General features: G+C 73.0%; 16 protein-coding genes. 9 read left to right on the top strand and 7 right to left on the bottom strand.

The features are described from left to right. Positions 1–46: 46 nt before the first annotated feature. The 4 genes from ASG32_RS35850 (at position 47) to ASG32_RS29110 (ending at position 3,140) form a co-directional block, all read left to right on the top strand. Complete coding sequence (locus tag ASG32_RS35850; protein WP_107352011.1) at positions 47–241, top strand: hypothetical protein; 195 nt, start codon at positions 47–49, stop codon at positions 239–241. Between the two features lie 81 nt (positions 242–322). Further along, entirely contained in the window at positions 323–1,213 is an 891-nt protein-coding gene (locus ASG32_RS29120; RefSeq protein ID WP_020093092.1) for a LysR family transcriptional regulator, read from the top strand. A gap of 215 nt (positions 1,214–1,428) precedes the next feature. Continuing rightward, positions 1,429–2,577, top strand: a complete 1,149-nt coding sequence (locus ASG32_RS29115; RefSeq protein ID WP_056533261.1) for an acyl-CoA dehydrogenase family protein — start codon at positions 1,429–1,431, stop codon at positions 2,575–2,577. Then, positions 2,574–3,140 (top strand): cytochrome b, encoded by a 567-nt coding sequence (locus ASG32_RS29110; protein WP_082558090.1) that lies wholly within the window; start codon positions 2,574–2,576, stop codon positions 3,138–3,140. Before ASG32_RS29115 ends, ASG32_RS29110 begins: the two co-directional genes overlap by 4 nt. 28 nt (positions 3,141–3,168) lie before the next feature. Here the strand turns inward: ASG32_RS29110 and ASG32_RS29105 are convergent, their stop codons facing one another. The 3 genes from ASG32_RS29105 to ASG32_RS29095 form a co-directional block, all read right to left on the bottom strand. Next, positions 3,169–4,656, bottom strand: a complete 1,488-nt coding sequence (locus tag ASG32_RS29105) for an HWE histidine kinase domain-containing protein (protein WP_056533257.1) — start codon at positions 4,654–4,656, stop codon at positions 3,169–3,171. A gap of 160 nt (positions 4,657–4,816) precedes the next feature. Continuing rightward, a complete protein-coding gene (locus tag ASG32_RS29100) occupies positions 4,817–6,157 on the bottom strand; it encodes an LLM class flavin-dependent oxidoreductase (protein ID WP_056533390.1) in 1,341 nt (446 codons plus the stop codon). Between the two features lie 139 nt (positions 6,158–6,296). Continuing rightward, complete coding sequence (locus ASG32_RS29095; RefSeq protein WP_056533255.1) at positions 6,297–6,812, bottom strand: DUF4188 domain-containing protein; 516 nt, start codon at positions 6,810–6,812, stop codon at positions 6,297–6,299. Between the two features lie 92 nt (positions 6,813–6,904). On the opposite strand from ASG32_RS29095, the gene ASG32_RS29090 reads away from it, so the two are divergent. Further along, complete coding sequence (locus ASG32_RS29090) at positions 6,905–7,270, top strand: hypothetical protein (protein ID WP_157862098.1); 366 nt, start codon at positions 6,905–6,907, stop codon at positions 7,268–7,270. A 274-nt stretch (positions 7,271–7,544) separates the two neighbouring features. Further along, a complete protein-coding gene (locus tag ASG32_RS29085; RefSeq protein WP_056533251.1) occupies positions 7,545–7,967 on the top strand; it encodes a VOC family protein in 423 nt (140 codons plus the stop codon). A gap of 424 nt (positions 7,968–8,391) precedes the next feature. On the opposite strand, the gene ASG32_RS29075 is transcribed toward ASG32_RS29085, so the two are convergent. Next, positions 8,392–9,069, bottom strand: a complete 678-nt coding sequence (locus tag ASG32_RS29075) for a hypothetical protein (RefSeq protein WP_056533247.1) — start codon at positions 9,067–9,069, stop codon at positions 8,392–8,394. A gap of 255 nt (positions 9,070–9,324) precedes the next feature. Then, complete coding sequence (locus tag ASG32_RS29070; RefSeq protein WP_056533245.1) at positions 9,325–10,617, bottom strand: FAD-dependent oxidoreductase; 1,293 nt, start codon at positions 10,615–10,617, stop codon at positions 9,325–9,327. Between the two features lie 662 nt (positions 10,618–11,279). Here ASG32_RS29070 and ASG32_RS29065 point away from each other — a divergent pair. From ASG32_RS29065 to ASG32_RS29055, 3 genes are all read left to right on the top strand, one after another. After that, positions 11,280–12,260 carry an aliphatic sulfonate ABC transporter substrate-binding protein gene (locus ASG32_RS29065; RefSeq protein WP_056533243.1) on the top strand — a complete coding sequence of 327 codons (981 nt, stop codon included), beginning with the start codon at positions 11,280–11,282 and terminating at the stop codon, positions 12,258–12,260. An 8-nt stretch (positions 12,261–12,268) separates the two neighbouring features. Next, positions 12,269–13,048 (top strand): ABC transporter permease, encoded by a 780-nt coding sequence (locus ASG32_RS29060; RefSeq protein ID WP_244435397.1) that lies wholly within the window; start codon positions 12,269–12,271, stop codon positions 13,046–13,048. An 85-nt stretch (positions 13,049–13,133) separates the two neighbouring features. Continuing rightward, positions 13,134–13,916, top strand: a complete 783-nt coding sequence (locus tag ASG32_RS29055) for an ABC transporter ATP-binding protein (RefSeq protein WP_020093080.1) — start codon at positions 13,134–13,136, stop codon at positions 13,914–13,916. A 21-nt stretch (positions 13,917–13,937) separates the two neighbouring features. Here the strand turns inward: ASG32_RS29055 and ASG32_RS29050 are convergent, their stop codons facing one another. Beyond that, on the bottom strand, positions 13,938–17,105 hold the full coding sequence (locus ASG32_RS29050; RefSeq protein ID WP_056533240.1) for an efflux RND transporter permease subunit: 3,168 nt from the start codon (positions 17,103–17,105) through the stop codon (positions 13,938–13,940). Beyond that, on the bottom strand, positions 17,098–18,207 hold the full coding sequence (locus ASG32_RS29045) for a hypothetical protein (RefSeq protein WP_056533238.1): 1,110 nt from the start codon (positions 18,205–18,207) through the stop codon (positions 17,098–17,100). Before ASG32_RS29045 ends, ASG32_RS29050 begins: the two co-directional genes overlap by 8 nt. Positions 18,208–18,243 lie beyond the last annotated feature (36 nt).

The raw sequence follows: 18,243 nt of genomic DNA, 5'->3' as shown, positions 1-18,243 counted from the left end.
GCTGCCGGAGCCGGGCTGAACCTTCCCCGAGGGCAAGGAGCCCGTCCTGTCCCGTCCGCCGCCGCCGCCCTTCGACGCGCAGAGCACGATCACGAAGGTCCGCCTCGCCGACGACGGGCTGATGCGCTATCGGCACAGCAGCATCAACGCGTTGCCGATCGCGGAATCGGACCGCGAGTTTCACTGGCCCCTCGGGCGCCGGCCGGACGACCATCCGGGCCTGAGCCATTTCGGCTTCTGACCGATCGGCCGGGACGCCGACGCGGCGGGCCGGATCGGGCGTGAGCGTCGCGACCCGGCCGCGAGAACCCGGAGCGAGGCTATGGATCGGTGGCAGGCCATGCGCATCTTCGCGAAGGTCGCCGAGACGGCGAGCTTCGCGCAGACCGCCCGCCTCCTGCACATGAGCCCGCCGGCCGTGACGCGCGCCGTGGCGGCGCTCGAGGAGACCATTGGCGCCCGCCTCCTGATCCGGACGACCCGCTCCGTGAAGCTCACGGAAGCGGGCAGCCGGTACTACGAGGATTGCCGGCGGATCCTGGCCGACATCGCCGAGGCGGAATCGGCGGCGGCCGGCTCCAACGCGACGCCGTCGGGCACGCTCGCGGTGACGGCCTCGGTCCTGTTCGGACGGATGCACGTGCTCCCGATCGTCACCGACTACCTCGACACCTACCCGACCATGGTGGCGCGGACCCTCTTCGTCGACCGGCCGGTCAGCATGGTGGAGGAGGGAATCGACGTGGCGATCCGCATCGGCCACCTGACCGATTCCGGGTTCACGGCCGCTCGAGTCGGGTCGGTGCGCCACGTCATCTGCGGCGCCCCGGACTACTTCGCGCGGCACGGCGTGCCGGCGACCCCGGCGGATCTCAAGCGCCACCGGATCGCCGTCTCCACCGGGGCCTTCGCGTCGCCGGAGTGGCGGTTCGGCCGGAACGAGCGGGTGGTCGTCCGCCCCACTCTGGAGGGCAACACCAACGAGGTCTCGATCGGCGCCGCACGGTCGGGCTGGGGGCTGGCGCGTGTCCTGAACTACCAGATCGGCCCGGACCTGCGGGACGGCCGCCTGCAGATCGTGCTCGCCGACTACGAGGAAGCGCCGCTGCCCGTCCACGTCCTGTACCCGGAAGGCCGGCACGCGCCCGCGAAGGTGCGGACGTTCGTCGATCTGGCCGTGGCGCGGCTGCGCGCCAACCGGACGCTGAACTGAGAGCAGCCCGGATCGACGACGGTCGCATTGGTCGCAGCCGCGGCCGGGGAAAGGATGGCTCAGTCTTAGGTTAGTTTTTTAGGATCTTCCGCATCTTCTGCGGGCAATGGGGGCCCATACGTGACGAGACCCGAGCGCGCGACCGTGGGCAACCGCCCCTCAGCGGCCATTCGCCTGGATGTCGACGCGGTGGCGCTCTGAGAGGAGTCAGGCGCATGGATCAGTGGACCCGCCTGGATCCCGTCTACGATTCCGAGGCGGCCGCGCGCGCGATCGCCGCGTCGGCGCCCGCGCGCGCCGACGCCCAGGATCACGACGACGGCTTCCCACTGGATGACATCGCCGATCTCGCCCGCCTGGGGCTGCTCGCCGCGCCCGTGCCGGTGGATCACGGCGGCGCGGGCCTCGGGACGGAGCCGGGCGCCGGTGCCCTGGCGGAGGTTCTGCGGCTGGTCGGCTACGGAAGCCTCGCTCTCGGCCGGGTCTACGAAGGTCACGTCAACGCCCTCCAGCTCGTCGCCCGGTACGGCTCACCCGCCCAGCGCGTCCCCCTGTTCGCCGACGCGCGCGCCGGCCATCTGTTCGGTGTCTGGAACACCGAGCCGGGGGAAGGCGGCCTCACGATCGAGGCCTCGGACGTCGACGGCCATCTCCGCGGCGTGAAGACCTTCGCGTCGGGCGCCGGCTTCGTCACCCGCGCCCTCGTCACCGCCCGGCATCCGGGACATGGCGGCACGGCGATGATGGTGGTGCCGCTCGACGCCGGCACGCGGTCCGATCTCTCGGCGTGGCGGGCGCAGGGCATGCGCGCCTCGGCGACCGGCACGATCGACTTCACCGGCCTCGCCTTCGCAGCCGACGATATCCTCGGCCAGCCCGACGATTACTTCCGGCAGCCGGCCTTCTCGGGCGGCGCGTGGCGCTTCGCGGCGGTGCAACTCGGCGGCATCGAGGCCGTGTTCGATGCCTGGCGCGGCCATCTGCGCCGCCTCGGCCGGGGGAGCGATCCGCACCAGCTGGCGCGCCTCGGCGAGGGCGCCATCGCGGTCGAGGGCGCGCGTCTCTGGGTCGAGCGCGGGGCGCAGGTCGCGTCGGACGCGGCGATGCCGCCGGAGCGCGTCGTCGCCTACATCAACCTGGTCCGCCTCGCGGTCGAGCGCGCCGGCCTCGACATCCTCCAGCTGGCCCAGCGCTCGGTCGGCCTCCAGGGCTTCCTGCGCGGCCATCCGCTGGAGCGGCTGTCGCGCGATCTCGCCACCTACCTGCGCCAGCCCGGACCGGATCAGGCGCTCACCAGCGCGGCCTCCGAGATCCTGCGCGGGGACGGCCTGGCCGGTGACCTCTGGACCGAGAACGCCGCGTGACGGGGCAGAGCGGCCACGCCACCGCATCGCGGACCGTCTGGCTGGACACGCCGGAGCGGTACGGCCGCGTCAGCCGCGGCTTCCACTGGGTGATGGCGGCCCTGTTCGCCTGGCAATTCACCGGGGCGCTGCTCTACGTCACGATCGGCGATGCGGCGCTCACCCGCCTCATCGGCGGCAGCCACTTCACCCTCGGCTTCACCCTGTTCGTGCTCGTGCTCCTGCGCGGAGTGTGGGGCCTCGCGAATCTTCACCGGCGCCCCGCCCATCCGGGCGCGCCGGGGCGCGCGGTCGCGGCCGGTCACGGCCTGATCTATCTCCTGATGGTCCTGGTCCCGAGCCTCGCGCTGCTGCGCCAGTACGGATCGGGCAAGCCCTTCGCGCCCTACGGCATCCCGGTGATGCCGGCGCGCGAGACGAAGATCGAGTGGATGATGCTGCCCGCCGACCTGTTCCACTACTGGCTGGGCTTCACTCTCCTCGTCGTCGTGCTCGGCCACGCCGCGATGGCGTTCCTGCACCGCAGGCTCTGGAACGAGACCGTCCTGACCCGCATGACCTGACCGGCGGCGGGCCCGCGGGACGCGATCCTCAGACCGTCGCCTCCGCCGCGGCGGACGCGCGGTCGGGCAGCGGCGCGTCCAGCGTGAAGACCACGCCGCGGGGGCGGTACTCGATCTCGGCCGAGCCGCCCATCTCGGCGGCCAGCGCCCGCTCGATGAGGCGCGTGCCGAACCCGCCGCGGGCCGGTGCCGTCACCGCGGGTCCGCCGACCTCCTCCCAGCGGAACCAGAGACGGGCCGGCGTCGCCCCGTCGACCACGTCCCAGTTCAGGACCACTCGCCCACGGTCGTTCGACAGGGCGCCGTACTTCACGGCGTTGGTCGCCAGTTCGTGCAGCGCCATCGTGAAGGCGAGCGTCAGGCGCGGCGTCAGCCACACCTCCGGTCCGTTGATCAGGAAGCGCTGTCCCGCCCCGCCCCGGAACGCCTGGAGGGTGCCCTCCACGATGACGTCGAGCGTGGCGCCGATCCAGCTCTGGCGGGTCAGGACGTCGTGGGCCGCCGAGAGCGAGTGCAGCCGCGCGTCGAGGGTCCTGTGCGCCTCCTCCAGGGAGGCGGCGTTGCGCAGGGTCTGGTGCGCGATCGACTGCATGGTCGCCATCGAGTTCTTCACCCGGTGGTTCAGCTCGTCGGCCAGGAGGGCGCGGTGCTCCTCCGCGCGCTTGCGCTCGGTCACGTCGATGGAGACGCCGGCCATGCTCAGCGGCTGCCCGACCGAGTCGTAGAAGGTCTGACCCCGGATCTGCAGCCAGCGAAGCTCGCCGCCGGGCGTGCGCGCCCGGTACTCGATGTCGTAGTCGCTGTGCTCGCGGATCGAGGTCTGCACCGCCGCCTGCATGCGCGGCCGGTCCTCGGGCTCGATCGCGGCGATCAGGTCCTCGTAGCTGAACGCCTCGCCCGGCACCCGCCCGAAGTTCTCCTTGCAGGTCTCGGAGGCCACGAGCCGCATGTCGGCGAGATCGAGGGTCCACGAGCCGAAACGTCCGGCCTTCAGGATGAATCGCAGCCGCTCCTCGCTGCGGGTGAGGTCGCTGGTGCGGCGCTCGATCTCCTGCTCGAGCGCCTCCCGGTCGCGCTGCATCCGCGCGAGCTTCTCCCGCTCCAGCGTCACGTCGAACTGCGACGCGAAGAAGTAGGTGAGCTCCCCGTCGCGATCGAAGACCGGCGAGATCAGCAGCCGGTTCCAGAAGAGCTCGCCGTTCTTCTTGTGGTTCAGGAGCTCGATCTCGATCGGCACGCGGCGGGCGATCGCCGCCCTGATCTTCGCGATGTCGGCCTTGCTGGTCTCGGGCCCCTGAAGGAACCGGCAGTTCCGGCCGATGATCTCGTCGTGGCCGTACCCGGTCAACTTGGAGAAGGCGGCGTTGACGAAGACAATGGGGTTGTCCGGCTGATGGGGATCGGTGATCAGCATCGGCATCCGCGTCGCCCGGACGGCGGAGACGAAGGGGTCAGTGCTCGCGTCGGTGCGGGCGAATTCCGCCTCGAAACGCGTGCGTTCCTGCTGATCCGTCAATGCCCGGTCGCCCCTGTCACGACTCGCCGATGGCGGCCTTCGGCCCTCGTGGCGTGGCTGTACCACAGCGGGGATCGCTTGTGCGCAATCATGATGCGGTCCGAGACGCCGCAGGGGGTCGCGACGCCTCGCCCGATCGGACCCGGGAAGAGGCCCGCCGCTACACCGCGGCCCGACCGGGGCCGAACCCGGCCGGCGGGCGCGAGCCGAGATGGTCCCGCAGCGTCCGGCCCTCGTACTCGGTGCGGAACAGGCCACGCCGCCGCAGCTCCGGCAGGACCAGCACGATGAAGTCGTCGAGGCCGCCGGGCAGCGTCGGCGGCATGATGTTGAAGCCGTCCGCCCCGCCGGCCAGGAACCGCGCCTCCATCTCGTCCACGATCTGGGCCGGCGTGCCGACGATCTGCGAGTGGCCGCGCGCGCCGGCGATGCGCAGGTAGAGCTGGCGTAGGGTCAGGCCCTCGCGGCGGGCGAGGTCGAACATGAGCTGCTGGCGGGACTTGATGCCTTCGGTCTCGGGCAACTCCGGCACCGGCCCCTCGGGATCGTAGCCCGACAGATCGTGGCCGCCGATCATGCGACCGAGCAGCGCCAGCCCGACCACCGGGTCGATCAGGTCCTGAAGCGCCTCGAACTTCGCCCGCGCCTCGGCCTCGCTGCGCCCGACGACGGGGAACAGGCCGGGCATGATCTTCAGATCATCCGGCGCACGACCGAAGCCGGGCATGCGCCCCTTGAGATCGCCGTAGAACTCGACCGCCTCCTCCAGCGTCTGGTTCGCGGTAAAGACGATCTCGGCGGTCCGCGCCGCGAGGTCCTTGCCGGGCCCGGAAGCGCCGGCCTGCACCAGCACGGGCTGGCCCTGCGGCGTCCGCGAGATGTTGAGCGGACCGCGGACCTCGAAATGCTTGCCCCGGTGATCCAGCGGGCGGAAGCCGTCCGGCTTCGAGAACTGGCCGCTCGCGCGGTCGATGATCACGGCGCCGTCGTCCCAGGTGTTCCAGAGGCCGAGGACCACGTCCGCGAATTCCTCGGCGCGCTCGTAGCGGTCGGCGTGACGGCCGATCCGGTCGCCGCCGAAATTCGCCGCCTCCGCGTCGGTCGCGGAGGTCACGAGGTTCCAGCCGGCGCGCCCGCCGCTGAGATGGTCGAGGGAGGCGAACCGGCGCGCGACGTTGAAGGGCTCGTTGAAGCTGGTGGAGGTGGTGGCGACGAGACCGATCCGGCTCGTCACCGCCGCGAGGGCCGACAGCAGCGTCAGCGGCTCGAAATGGGTCGAGCGCGCGGTGCGCTCGCTCGACCGCAGGTCGAGGTCGCGGATCCCGCTCCCGTCCTCCAGGAAGATGAGGTCGAACTTCGCGGCCTCGGCGCGCTGCGCCCAGCCGACATAGCGCTCCAGGACGAGCCCGCCGTCGGCCTCGCTGGAGGGATGGCGCCAGCCCGCGACGTGGTGGCCGGTCGCGTAGAAGAAGGCGCCGAGGCGCAGGGTACCCTGTCTCATCGAACCGACCGTCATCGTGCCTGCTCCGCTCCGTGCCTTCCGCGCGGGCCGGTGTCCAGCCGAACCGTGCGCACGGGCGGACCCCGCGTCGCGCACGGCTCATCCGCCGCACCGGAACTCCGGCCGGGCGGCCGGAGGTTCAGCGCGGGACTGCGGCGTCCGGCGCGTTGTCGGCGGGGAGGTCGCGCAGGTCGGACGAGGCGTAACGCCCGTGCCGAGCCGCCAGCGAGCCCCTTGCCTCCTGCATCGGCATGAAGGCCGCGAATCCGACCGGCTCGGCCATGTCGTGGTAGATCGCCTCCATGCCGCCGCGCATGTGGTAGGTCTCGTGCCAGATGCCGACGCCGCGCGTGTCGCGCAGGAAATCCCGCCACCAGATCCGGTGCGGCTCGGACTTGGACCACGCGACCATGCTGTCCATGTCCCGCCAATACCAGCGCATGCCGACATGGAGCGGGCGCAGGCTGAAGATGATGTTGTTCTCGTAGTGCAGGAGGCCCTCTGGCCGCGCCGCGCCGACCCTGTCGATCCGCGGCCCGAAGCCGAGCAGGGTCTTCACGCCGGCCAGGGTGCGGACCTTCATCCCGAGATAGATCACGACGAGGTCCGGGTAGCCCGAGAAGTCCGGGACCGCGTGTCGCCGGTTCGCGCCCATGATCGCGCCCTCATTCGCCGGCCTGTCTTGGCGGGCCTTCAGCGTCGAGAATAGGCGACGACGCGGTCGGCGAGCAATATTCGTGGACCGCGTTGCTTACGACCTGCGAAGTCCGGCAGTATCGGACGAACCCGGTCGACCTCCGTCACGGCCGCCGCGCGGCAGGCGTGATCCGGGCGGACGCTCCCGCGCGCGCCGCCGCGGAGATCCTCGAGGTTCGCGCCGACCGCCTCGGAGATCTCCGCTCCATCGCCGGATCCGTCGCCGGATCGTTCGGGATCGTGCGCGGCTCAGCGCGTGCGCTCCCCGCAATCCGGGCCATTCTGCCGGGAACGCGGCCAGGCGCGGGTGCGGATGTACTGTTCGACCACGAGAGCCCCTCCTCCAAGAACAACCACAGCGAGAATGGCTTCGCGGAAAGTGCCAGGATCGATCATCGTCTCGACTCCCTGAAGTGAATCGCCCCTGCCGGGGCCTGAGAGCTCTTCAACTCTGCTCTCCCTCGTCAATCCCTGATCGCTTCCCGGGTTGCGCTGCCTAGCTGACAATTGCCCTTCGACGACGTGAACATTCTGTAAGACTGAGGATCGAGAGAGCGGCGCGTCGGCGCCGAGCGCGCGGCCGGAGAATGGGCCCGTCCACCGCGTGCGCTGGCCGACTGGCATCGTGTCGACGGCGCAAGGCCTTCGAGATTTCGCGCGACGCGCCCGTGTCGGATGCTAGGATCCGACGATGCAGCAGCAGATCTCGGTCATCACGCTCGGCGTCTCATCGCTCGGCCGGTCGCGCACCTTCTACGGCGACGGCTTCGGCTGGGCTCCCGTGTTCGAGAACGACGAGATCGTCTTCTACCAGATGAACGGGTTCATGCTCGGAACCTGGCAGAACCCCAACCTCGACCAGGACATGCGGCGCGCGAGCGAACCGAGCCCGAGCGCGTTCTGCCTCGCCCACAACGTCCCGAACCGCGGCGACGTCGCGCCCACCATCGCGCGGCTCGTCGCGGCGGGCGGGACGCTCCTGCGCGCGGCCGACGAACCGCCCCACGGCGGATTCCGCGGATATCTGAGCGATCCGGACGGACATGCCTGGGAGATCGCCTGGAACCCGGCCTGGCGGATCGATGAACGCGGTCGGGTGACGTTCGGACTCTGAGCGGGCGCGGAGGCCGCCGAGGAGATCGGCCGTGCCGGGAAGGCCGCGCCTCAGAGGTGGGTGAGCCGCAGGCGCCACCCGGACGAATCCGCGACGATGGCCGGGTCGAGGGCCGGATCGGGGGGCCGCGCCGCGGCCGGCGCGGCCGTCGGAGGCTCCGCCACGGCGATGTCGGCGGACGGGGCGCGGCCGGAGACGCAGCCGCAGAGGGGCAGCGCCAGGGCGAGTGCCGCGACGGCGACAGACCGGATCGGTACGGTCCACCCGCGGATCGGCGATCCGGCCTCGACCGCGCGGGAGACCGCGGCGCTCCGTCCTCGGCGCGGAGCGCGTCCGGAAACGGGTCCCGGCGGACGGCCTGAAGCGGCGCCGCGGTGGGGCCGGGTGCCCGACGCGGACATGGCCCGGCCCCGGGCCCTCGGCCTCAGGCGCCCGCCGGCCCGCGGCTCACGTGGCCGCCCAGAAGGAGCGCCTTGGCGGCCGCGTCGATCCGGCCGAGCCACTTCTCCGCGGTCTCCGCGCGCAGGTCGGCGACGCGGACCTGCTCCTCGGCGGCCCGAACCCAGGCCTCGGCCTCCGCGCGGATCGTCCGGACGCGCGCCTCGGCCTCCGCGCGGATGTCCTGCACCTGGGCGTCCGCCTCGGCCTGGACGCGCTGCAGCCGGATATCGGCGCGGGCCTCGACCTCGCGGACGCGCATCTCGGACAGTTGCAGGCGGTGCCGGGTCTCCGCCAGCGCGCGCTGCGCGGCGGCCAGGGCGGCCTCGTGCGACATGCTCTGCTCCTGCAGGCGCTGCTTCTGCGCTTCGGCACGGCCGGCCATGCCGGTGATGATGTCGAGCGTGCTCATCCAGTCCGACACCGCCTCGGACTCGCAGGGGACCGGCGCGGGACCCGCGTCGTTGACCGCGGGTTCCGGCAGGATCGGCGGGTGCGCGACGGGCTCGATGCGCGGCGCGGACAGCGCGGCCGGCCCCTCGACCGTGTCGAAGGACGGCTTGAGCTTCAGGATCTCGGCGGACGGTCCCTCGACGAAGCGGTCCAGGCTGTCGGCGACCTGCGAGAGGATGTGGGACCACGTGGCTGTGGGGGCCGCGACCATGATGGCTCTACCCTGGCGGGATTTTGGCAATAGCTAATACAATCTCCGGTATGGTTAATGGGTGGTTAATCGGCGGCGCGGCGGCGCGAATCCCGGACAGTTCGTGGCGGCCCGATCAGTCTCGGCAGGCCCGGACGGGAAGGCTCGACAATCTTCCCCTGGATCGATCCCAATTTCCGAGGCGCTTCGAGCGGTTTCGCCAGGTTATCGACCGCCGACGACCGGACTCCCGGACCGGCCGCGATCGGGCCGGCGTCATCGCGCGGCCTGCGTCGTGGGCGCGGCCTGGATGATCGGCGCGGCCGCGGCCAGGATGGACGCGGCGTCGCGGTCGAGGGGCGGATAGATGCGCGTGCCGTTGATGATCTGCTTCGTCGCCTTCGCGGCGGCGCCCGACGAGACCAGCGTGCCGCGATCCCAGCCGGCGGTGTAGACCGCCCCCCAGGCGCCCAGATCCAGCACGGTGACGTAGTCGGGCGCGGCGAAGCGCAGCCGCCGCTCCGGCCGGCCGGCGAGATCGCAGACCGCGTTGAAACCCGCGAACCGCCCCATCGGCCGGGCGTGCTGGCACGACATCACCGTGCGATGACCGGCATCGTCCGCCGCAGCCGAGGCGATGTCGCCGGCCGCGTAGACGCCAGCGAGCCCCTGGACGGCCAGGAAGGCGTCGACGGGCAGGCGCCCGAGCGGGTCGAGGGGGAGGCCGAGCGTGCCGCCCAGCGGGCTCGCCCGCATGCCGGTGGCGCAGACACTCGTCCACGCCGGCAGGCGCGTCCCGTCCGCCAGCGTCACCCCGGCGCGATCGACGGCACCAACCCGCGCACCGCCGATGCAGGTCACGCCGGCATCGCGCAAGGCCTCGCGGATCCCCGGCAGGGCCGCCGCGCCCATGGCGCTCCCGACCTCGCGCGCGTGGTCGATCAGGATGGTCCGCACCGGACCCGTGGCCCCGGCCCGGTCCCTGGCAGCGGCGAGCCGGGCGGGCAGCTCGCAGGCGAGTTCCAGTCCCACCAGGCCGCCGCCGATGACGACGGCGGTCCAGCGGCCGGCCTCATCCGGCCCGCCCGGGTCACCGAGACGATCGAGATGCGCCGCGAGGGCCTGGGCCCCCGCGAAGGTGTCGACATCGAAGGCGCCCGCGATTCCCGGGATCTCGGGGCGCCACAGCAGGCTTCCGGCGGCGAGGATGAGGCGGTCGTACGCCAGCGTCTCGACGACGCCCGACGACGCGGCAGACGACGCGGCAGACGACGCTGCGGACGACACCGCGGACTCGACCGTGACCGTGCGCGCCGCGGGGTCGATGTCGATCGCGCGCGCCTCGCGGCGTTCCACGCCGATCGGCCCGAGCACGTCGTCGAGGGGCACGCGCAGGGCGCCGAGATCGGCCTCGTAGCAGCGGACCCGGATGACGTGGAACGGGTCCGGCGCGATCACCGTGACCGCGACGCGGTCGCCGAGGCCGAACTCGGTCCGGGCGCGCGCCGCGGCGGCGGCGGCCCACAGACCGGCGAAGCCGCCGCCGATCACGACGATTCTCGAGACCATGGCAGAGTTCCCCCCGTGCCGGAGACATCGAACTCTGCACGTCGCTCGGCGATGCGGCAACGGTTACAGTCCTGGCGCGGGCGCGGATCGCTTCCCACAGTCGAGCGTTGGCGGTTCAACCGTCGTGGCAGCCGCCACCCTGGCGCGCCTTCGGGCGCCGGAAGGAACCGTCAGCCCGCAGCCGCGGTCTCACGTGAGTGCGGGCCGCGCGGCTCCAGCGTGGCCGCGGCGCGGCTGGGGAGGACAGACGCCGCTCCTCGCGCGCGCGGACGCGTAATTTCTTCTCGTCCTGGGTCGGCCGACCGAAAATTCTTGCTTCGACGCCGCGAAGTAGAGAAAGCCCTTTTGTTGACTCCGCGACCGGCCGACAGGATCTTGTATTCACAGTCACGCCGAGGGCCGCGCAGGTACGATGAAGACGCAGGGGCGGACCGGGCGTGATCCCGCAGCCGGGGGATGTGTCGGCGCGGATCGCGCGATCGGGGCGGTCCCCGGTCTCGGACGCGCCGGATGCGCCCGGCCGATCGTTACGCCGACGGCGCCGCGCCCCTGAACCCAGCCGCCCGAACGAGACCGCTCGGGACCGCGCCGCGGCGCGGATCCCCTGCCCCGCGCCGGCCCCGCACCCCGCCCTCCGTTTCGCCACGACATCAGGCCCGACCATGCGCTCCACCCGCCGATCCCTCCTGGCCGCCGGCCTCGCCCTGGCCTGCCTCGGCGCGCTCGCGCCGAGCGAGGCCCGCGCCGACGACCCGAAGGAGATCCGCCTGGACTGGGCGACCTACAACCCGGTCGGTCTGCTCCTGAAGGAGAAGGGCTTCCTGGAGGAGGCGCTGGCGCCGCGGGGCATCAAGGTCCGCTGGGTCCAGTCGCTCGGCTCCAACAAGGCCCTCGAGTTCCTGAACGCCGGCGCCATCGATTTCGGGTCGGCGGCCGGCGCGGCGGCCCTCGTGGCGCGCATCAACGGCAACCCGATCAAGGCGATCTACGCCTACTCGCGCCCCGAATGGACGGCGCTCGTGACCCGCAAGGACAGCGGCATCACCAAGCCCGCCGACCTGAAGGGCAAGCGCGTCGCCGTCACCCGGGGCACCGATCCGCACATCTTCCTGATCCGCGCGCTCCAGGGCGCCGGCCTCACCGAGCGCGACGCCAAGCTCGTGCTGCTGCAGCACGCGGACGGGCGGACCGCCCTCGACCGCGGCGACGTCGATGCCTGGGCCGGCCTCGACCCGATGATGGCGGCGTCCGAGATCGAGAACGGCGACGTGCTGGTCTACCGCGACGCCGCGGCGAACACCTGGGGCCTGCTCGACGTCCGGGAGGACTTCGCCACCGCCCATCCCGACCTCGTCCGGACGGTGGTCACGGCCTACGAGCGGGCGCGCGCCTACGCGCTGGCCAACCCGCAGGCGCTCGCGGCGGCCCTCGTGGCGGCGACCAAGCTGCCCGAGGCGGTGATCGCCCGGCAGCTCGAGCGGACCGACCTCTCCCAGCCGGCGATCGGCCCGGCCCAGGCGCAGTCGATCAAGGCGGCCGGCACCGCCCTGCAGCAGGCCGGGATCATCCCGGCGGGCACCGACGTGTCCGCCGCCGTCGACGGGCTGCTCGACGCGCGTTTCAATCCCGTCGCCGGACAGTGAGCGGCCGCGTGCCGCTTCTGCGGCGGGGCGGTCGCGCCGGCCTGGGTCTGCTGCTGCCGCTCGTCCTGGCGATCGGCTGGGAGATCGCGGTCGCGAGCGGCGCGGCGTCGGGGCGGCTGCTCCCGCCGCCGAGCCGGATCGCCGCGACCCTCTGGGCCCTGGCCGTCTCGGGCGATCTCTGGATGCATGTCGAGGCGACCCTCGTGCGGGTCGGCCTCGGCTTCCTCTGCGGCGCGGCGGCCGGGATCCTGGCCGGCGCCCTCGTGGCCACGGTCCCGCCGCTGCGCTGGCTCCTCGACCCGAGCCTGCAGGCGCTGCGGGCCGTCCCGTCGCTCGCCTGGGTGCCGCTCTTCATCCTGTGGTTCGGCATCCTGGAGACGCCGAAGGTCCTCTTGATCGCCGTGGGGGTGTTCTTCCCGGTCTATGTCGGCGTCTCGGGCGCGATCGCCTCGGTCGATCGCAAGCTGGTCGAGGTCGGCCGGATCTTCCGCCTGTCCCGCCTCGCCCTCGCCCGCCGGATCCTGCTGCCGGCCGTGCTGCCGGCGACCCTGGTGGGCCTGCGCACGGGGCTCGGCCTCGGCTTCCTGTTCGTCGTGGCGGCGGAGCTGATGGGCGCCTCGGAGGGTCTCGGCTACCTGCTGGTGGACGGCCAGCAGTTCAGCAAGCCCGATCAGATCGTGGCGGCGATCATCGCCTTCGCCCTCGTCGGCAAGGCGGCCGACATGGCCCTGGTCACGCTGACAGCCCCCCTGACCCGGTGGCAGGATACCGTGCGGGACAGCCTGTGACCGCGGCGCCGTCCCGGACGCGCGCCGCGGACCGGAAGGCCGCCCCGCGCCGCGATCCCCACGCCACGCCCGCCGAGAGACGCCCGTGCTGACCGTCGACGACCTCTCCAAGACCTACGCGGACGGCACGCAGGCGCTCGCGGGCATCGACCTGTCGGTCGAGCAGGGCGAGATCGTCGCGCTGATCGGCGGCTCGGGCTGCGGGAAGACGACCCTGCTCCGGCTGATCGCGGGGCTCGACCACGCGAGCGCGGGCGCCGTCGCGGTCGACGGCGAGACGATCCGCGCGCCCCATCCGAGCGTGGGCGTCGTCTTCCAGGAGCCACGCCTGCTGCCCTGGCTCGACGTGGCCGGCAATGTCGGCTTCGGCCTCGCCGACCTGTCCCGGTCCGAGCGCCGCGCCCGCGTCGCCCACGCCCTGGAGCGCGTCGGGCTCGCCGAGCACGGCGGTCGCTGGCCGCGGGAGCTGTCCGGCGGGCAGCAGCAGCGCGTGGCGATCGCCCGCGCCTTCGTGGCGCGGCCGCGGGTGCTGCTCCTCGACGAGCCGTTCTCGGCCCTCGACGCCTTCACCCGGAAGGGGCTGCACGACCAGCTCCTCGGTCTCTGGGCCGAATCGAAGCCGACGATCCTGATCGTCACGCACGATGTCGGGGAGGCCGTCACCCTGGCCGACCGGGTGGTGGTGATGCGCCCGCGGCCCGGGCGCCTCGACGAGACCGTCCCGGTCGCGCTCGCCCGGCCGCGCGAACCGGTGGCGGCGACCTACGAGGAGGCCGTGCGCCGCGTGCTCGCCGCCCTCGACCACTCCCTGCGCCCGGCGACGAGCAGCCGGCCGCCCGCGCCCGAGACCCGCGCGAGCTGGTGGTAGGGCCGCCGGCGAACCGCGGCCTCAGGACCCGACCGCGGTCAGTTCCAGATCCGCGGGGTCCGCGCGCCGGAACCGGGCGTAGCGCAGCGCCATCACCGGCAGGACCAGCAGGTTCAGCATCGTCGAGGTGATCAGGCCGCCGAGGATCACGAGGGCCATCGGGCCCTCGATCTCGCGGCCGGGCTCCCCGGCCCCGAGCGCCAGCGGCAGCAGGCCGAGGCCCGTCACCAGGGACGTCATCAGGATCGGCACCATCCGGTCCGCGGCGCCCGCCGCCGCCGTGGCGGCGTCCCAGGCGCGCCCGTCCCGGGTGACCATCTGCTCGTAATGGGCGATCAGCATCACGCTGTTGCGCAGCGAGATGCCCGACAGGGTCACGAAGCCGACGATCGAGCCCAGCGACAGCACACCGCCGGTGAGCGCCACGGCCGCGACGCCGCCCACGAACGCGAAGGGCAGGTTGACGAGGACGAGGAGCAGGTTCGCCGCGGAGCCGGTGACGATCGCCAGCAGGACCACGATGCCGAAGCCGGCCATCCCGGCATGGACCAGCAGGTCGCGGCGGGCGGCCGCCTGCGCCTCGGCGGCCCCCGAGAAGGTCACGTAGACCCCCTCCGGCAGCCGCACCTCGCGGGCGATCTTGCGCTTGGCCGCCGCCACGAAGCCCGCGACGTCGCGGTCGGCGACGTTGGCGGTCACCGCCTGCACCCGCTGCGCGCCGAGATGCTGGACCTGGTAGCGGCCGGCGCTCTCGTAGACGTCGGCGACCTGCGACAGCCGGACGTAGCGCCCGCCCGGCGTCCGCAGGGGCAGGTCGCCCACCGCGCTGAGGCGGTCCCGCACGCGGGCGTCGAGGATCACCAGCACGTTGAACACGGCGTTGCCGCGATAGGTCTGGCCGACCGTGTCGCCCTGGTAGGCGGTGCGCACCGCCTCCAGCACCTCCACGGGATCGAGTCCCCAGTGCCGGAGATCCACCGGGCGCAGCGCGACCGTGACCTGCGGCAGCCCGGCCGGCGAGGCCTGCTGGACATCCCGGGCGCCCTTCACCTCCGAGAGCTCCTGCGCGACCGAGCGGGCGGCCGCCTCGATCCGGTCGAGGTCGCTGCCGACGACGTTGACCACGACCGGCGCGGTGAAACCCGAGACCGTCTCCTCGATGCGCTCGGTGAGGAACGTCTTCAGCGAGAAGGCGGCCCCCGGGAAGCCGGCGATCAGCTGCCGGATGGCGCCCTCGACCCGGCGCTGGGCGGCGCCGTCGAGCCCGGGCTCGAGGTCGATGTGGATCTCGCTGTAGTGCGGACCGGCGGTGTCCTCGGCGGCCTCGGCCCGGCCGATCTGCGCCGCCACGGCGCGCACCCCGGGGATCTCCTTCAGGTCGCCGGTGATCAGCGTCCCGAGCCGCTCCGATTCCTGCAGCGCGGTGCCGGGGATGGCGACCATGTGCAGGATCATGTGCCCCTCCTTCAGGTCGGGGAGGAACACCGCGCCGAGGGTCGGCAGGACGGCGGCGCCCGCGAGGGTGACCAGCAGGGCGCCCGCCATGGCGACCCGCGGCACCCGCCCGATCCCGGCGAGCAGCCGCAGGTAGGCGGCGCGGCTCCAGCGCACCACGGGCGGATCGGGCGGCGCGGCGCCGGCGTCGCGCCCCATCCGGCCCCCGAGGAGCAGGAGCGCCAGGGCCGGCGTGACCGTGAGCGCCACGAGGAGCGAGGCGACGACGGCCGCGATGTAGGCGAGCGCCAGCGGCCCGAACAGGCGGCCGGCGACGCCGGTCAGCGCCAGGACCGGCAGGAACATCAGGATCACCGCGAGGGTCGCGTAGGCGACCGAGGTCCGCACCTCCAGCATCGCGGCGAGCACCACGCGCGGCAGGCCGCGGCGTCCGCCCCGCGACTCCCGCAGCCGGCGCGCGACGTTCTCGACGCCGATCACCGCGTCGTCGACGACCTCGCCGATGGCGAGGGCGAGGCCGCCGAGGGTCATCGTGTTGAGGCTCTCGCCCCAGGCCTGGAGGGCGAGGGCGGCGGCGATCAGCGACAGCGGGATCGCCGTGGCGCTGATCAGGGCCGCCCGCCAGTCCGCGAGGAAGACGAGGAGCACGACCACCACCAGCACGCCGCCGAGCGCCAGCGCCTCGATCACGTTGCCGGTGGCCACGTCCACGAAGTTCGCCGGCCGGAACAGGTCGGCCCGCAGGCTCACGCCGTCGCGCTTCAGGACCGGGCGCAGCTCGTCGAGGGCCGCCTCCAGGCGGGCGGTCACGGCGCGGGTGTCGACGCCCACCTGCGCGCCGATCATCAGCAGCACGCCGGGCCTGCCGTCTACGAGGGCCGCGCTGATCGCCGGCTCGGGCGCGGCCGTGACGGTCGCCACGTCGGAGAGCACCACGCTCGCCCCGCCGTCGTTGTGGAGCACGATCTGCCCGAGCGCCTCCGGGGTGAGCGACTGCCCCTCGGTCCGGAGCAGGACGCGCTGGTTCGGCGTGTCGACGAAGCCCGCCCCGCGCACGCCGGTCCCCTTCCGGGCGGCCGTCAGGACGTCGTTGAGGCCGATCTGGAAGCGGATCAGGTCGTCGGGGCGGACCTGGATCTGCAGGGCGCGCACGCCGCCGCCGTAGATCGAGACCTGGGCGATGCCGGGCACCGCCTGGAGCCGCCGCCGCACGGTCCACTCCGCGACCTGGCGCAGGTCCATGGCGTCGCGGGTCTCGGAGGTGAGACCCACGAGGAGCACGGTCAGCGTCGAGGAGGTCAACGGGGTCATGGCGGGCGCCGCCACGCCGGCCGGCATGCGGCCGGCGAGCGCCGCCAGGCGCTCGTTGACCCGCTGGCGGATGCGGTCGACGTCGCTGCCGGACCGGAACGCGGCGGTGATCACCGACAGGCCCTGGATCGAGGTGGAGCGCAGGGTCTCCAGGCCCGGCAGGCCGCCGACCGACACCTCCACGGGCTGCGTGACCAGCACCTCGACCTGCTCCGAATCGAGGCCCGGCGCCTCGGTCTGGATGGTCACGGTCGGCGGCGCGAATTCCGGGAACACGTCGTAGCGCGCGCCCGAGAGGGCGTAGAGCCCGAAGACGAGGACGGCGCAGGCGAGCGCCAGGACCACCCTGGGCAGCCGGACGGCGAAACCGACGAGGGCCGCCTGCGGACCGCCGCGACCGGCGGCAGCGGGCGGCTCAGTCATCGTCGTCGCCCACGACGCGGATGCGGCTCTTCATCTCCTCGGACAGGAGCGCCTGCGCGCCCCGCAGCACGATCTCGCTGCCGTCCGCCAGATCCTCGACCACGAAGGCGTCGGCCGACATCGGCGCGTCCGGCCGCACCGGGTGACGCACGAAGGCGCCGTCGCCGGTCCCGCGATACACCCAGGTGCCGCCCTCGCCGTGGACGACAGCGTCCTCCGGCACGAGGACGCCCTTCACCGCGCGCGGCGCCGGCAGGAACGCCATCGTGCTGGTCCCGGGCAGGAGACCGCTGTCGCCGGAGACGAGATAGAAGAAGCTCTGCCCCTGGATCCGCGGATCGGTCCGCGTCGCCGGCGAGACCAGCCGGAGAGCGACCCGCTCGCTCTGCGGCGGCACCTCGGCGAAAGCGGCCTTGGGCGCCTCCGGCAGAGTCTCCCCCGGCGGCAACGTCACCTGCATGAGGAAATCGGCCCGCTCGATCAGGCGCGTCACCAGCGGCGACCGCTCGATGATCGCCTTTCCGAGCACCGGCCCCCATTCCTGGCGCGCCGTCGCCGCGAAGGTGCGCAACTGCGATTCCGCCACCGTGACCGACGCCTGATCGGTCAGGAGCGTGCCCTCGGCGGTCTCGATCTGCGCCACCGCCACCACGCCGGCGCCGAGGGTCCGCGCCCGGCGGGCCGCGCTGGCCGAGACCTCGACCCGGGCGCGGGCCGTCTGGAGCGCCGCTACGGCGCCGGCGTAGCTGTTGGTCAGCTCGGTGATGCGGGCGAGGTCGAGGACGCTGCCGTAGGCGGTCAATTCCTGGCGGTGGAGGACGGCGGGACGCGCCTCGGCGACGAGACCGATCCGGGCGCGCTCGGCCGGCGTCAGCCGGACCAGGGTCCGGCCGTCCTCGATGGCGGTGCGCGGTGCGGGAAGCTGCGCCGCCGCCGACAGGCTGTCCCGCCGCTCGGGGATCAGCGCCGCGACGCGCGCCCGGACCTCGGCGACGATCGGGCCGGCATCGGCCCGGAGGCGCTCGCCCGTCGGCGTGACCGCGAGACCGGCCGCCGCGAGCAGGACCCCTCCGATGAGCAGCAGCGCCCGGCGACCACGCACGTCGCTCTCCTCCCCTGGACCGATTGCCGAATCTAC

Origin of the sequence: Methylobacterium sp. Leaf361, assembly GCF_001424445.1 — a bacterium.
GTDB lineage: Bacteria > Pseudomonadota > Alphaproteobacteria > Rhizobiales > Beijerinckiaceae > Methylobacterium.
Note: the sequence above shows the minus strand (reverse complement) of the source record. Positions and strands in the feature narration are given on the sequence as shown.

Coding starts and splice junctions, on each gene's coding strand:
- ASG32_RS29120 (WP_020093092.1), top strand. CDS start 323: ATGGATCGGTGGCAGGCCATGCGCATCTTCGCGAAGGTCGCCGAGACG.
- ASG32_RS29115 (WP_056533261.1), top strand. CDS start 1,429: ATGGATCAGTGGACCCGCCTGGATCCCGTCTACGATTCCGAGGCGGCC.
- ASG32_RS29100 (WP_056533390.1), bottom strand. CDS start 6,157: ATGAGACAGGGTACCCTGCGCCTCGGCGCCTTCTTCTACGCGACCGGC.
- ASG32_RS29095 (WP_056533255.1), bottom strand. CDS start 6,812: ATGGGCGCGAACCGGCGACACGCGGTCCCGGACTTCTCGGGCTACCCG.
- ASG32_RS29085 (WP_056533251.1), top strand. CDS start 7,545: ATGCAGCAGCAGATCTCGGTCATCACGCTCGGCGTCTCATCGCTCGGC.
- ASG32_RS29075 (WP_056533247.1), bottom strand. CDS start 9,069: ATGGTCGCGGCCCCCACAGCCACGTGGTCCCACATCCTCTCGCAGGTC.
- ASG32_RS29070 (WP_056533245.1), bottom strand. CDS start 10,617: ATGGTCTCGAGAATCGTCGTGATCGGCGGCGGCTTCGCCGGTCTGTGG.
- ASG32_RS29065 (WP_056533243.1), top strand. CDS start 11,280: ATGCGCTCCACCCGCCGATCCCTCCTGGCCGCCGGCCTCGCCCTGGCC.
- ASG32_RS29050 (WP_056533240.1), bottom strand. CDS start 17,105: ATGACTGAGCCGCCCGCTGCCGCCGGTCGCGGCGGTCCGCAGGCGGCC.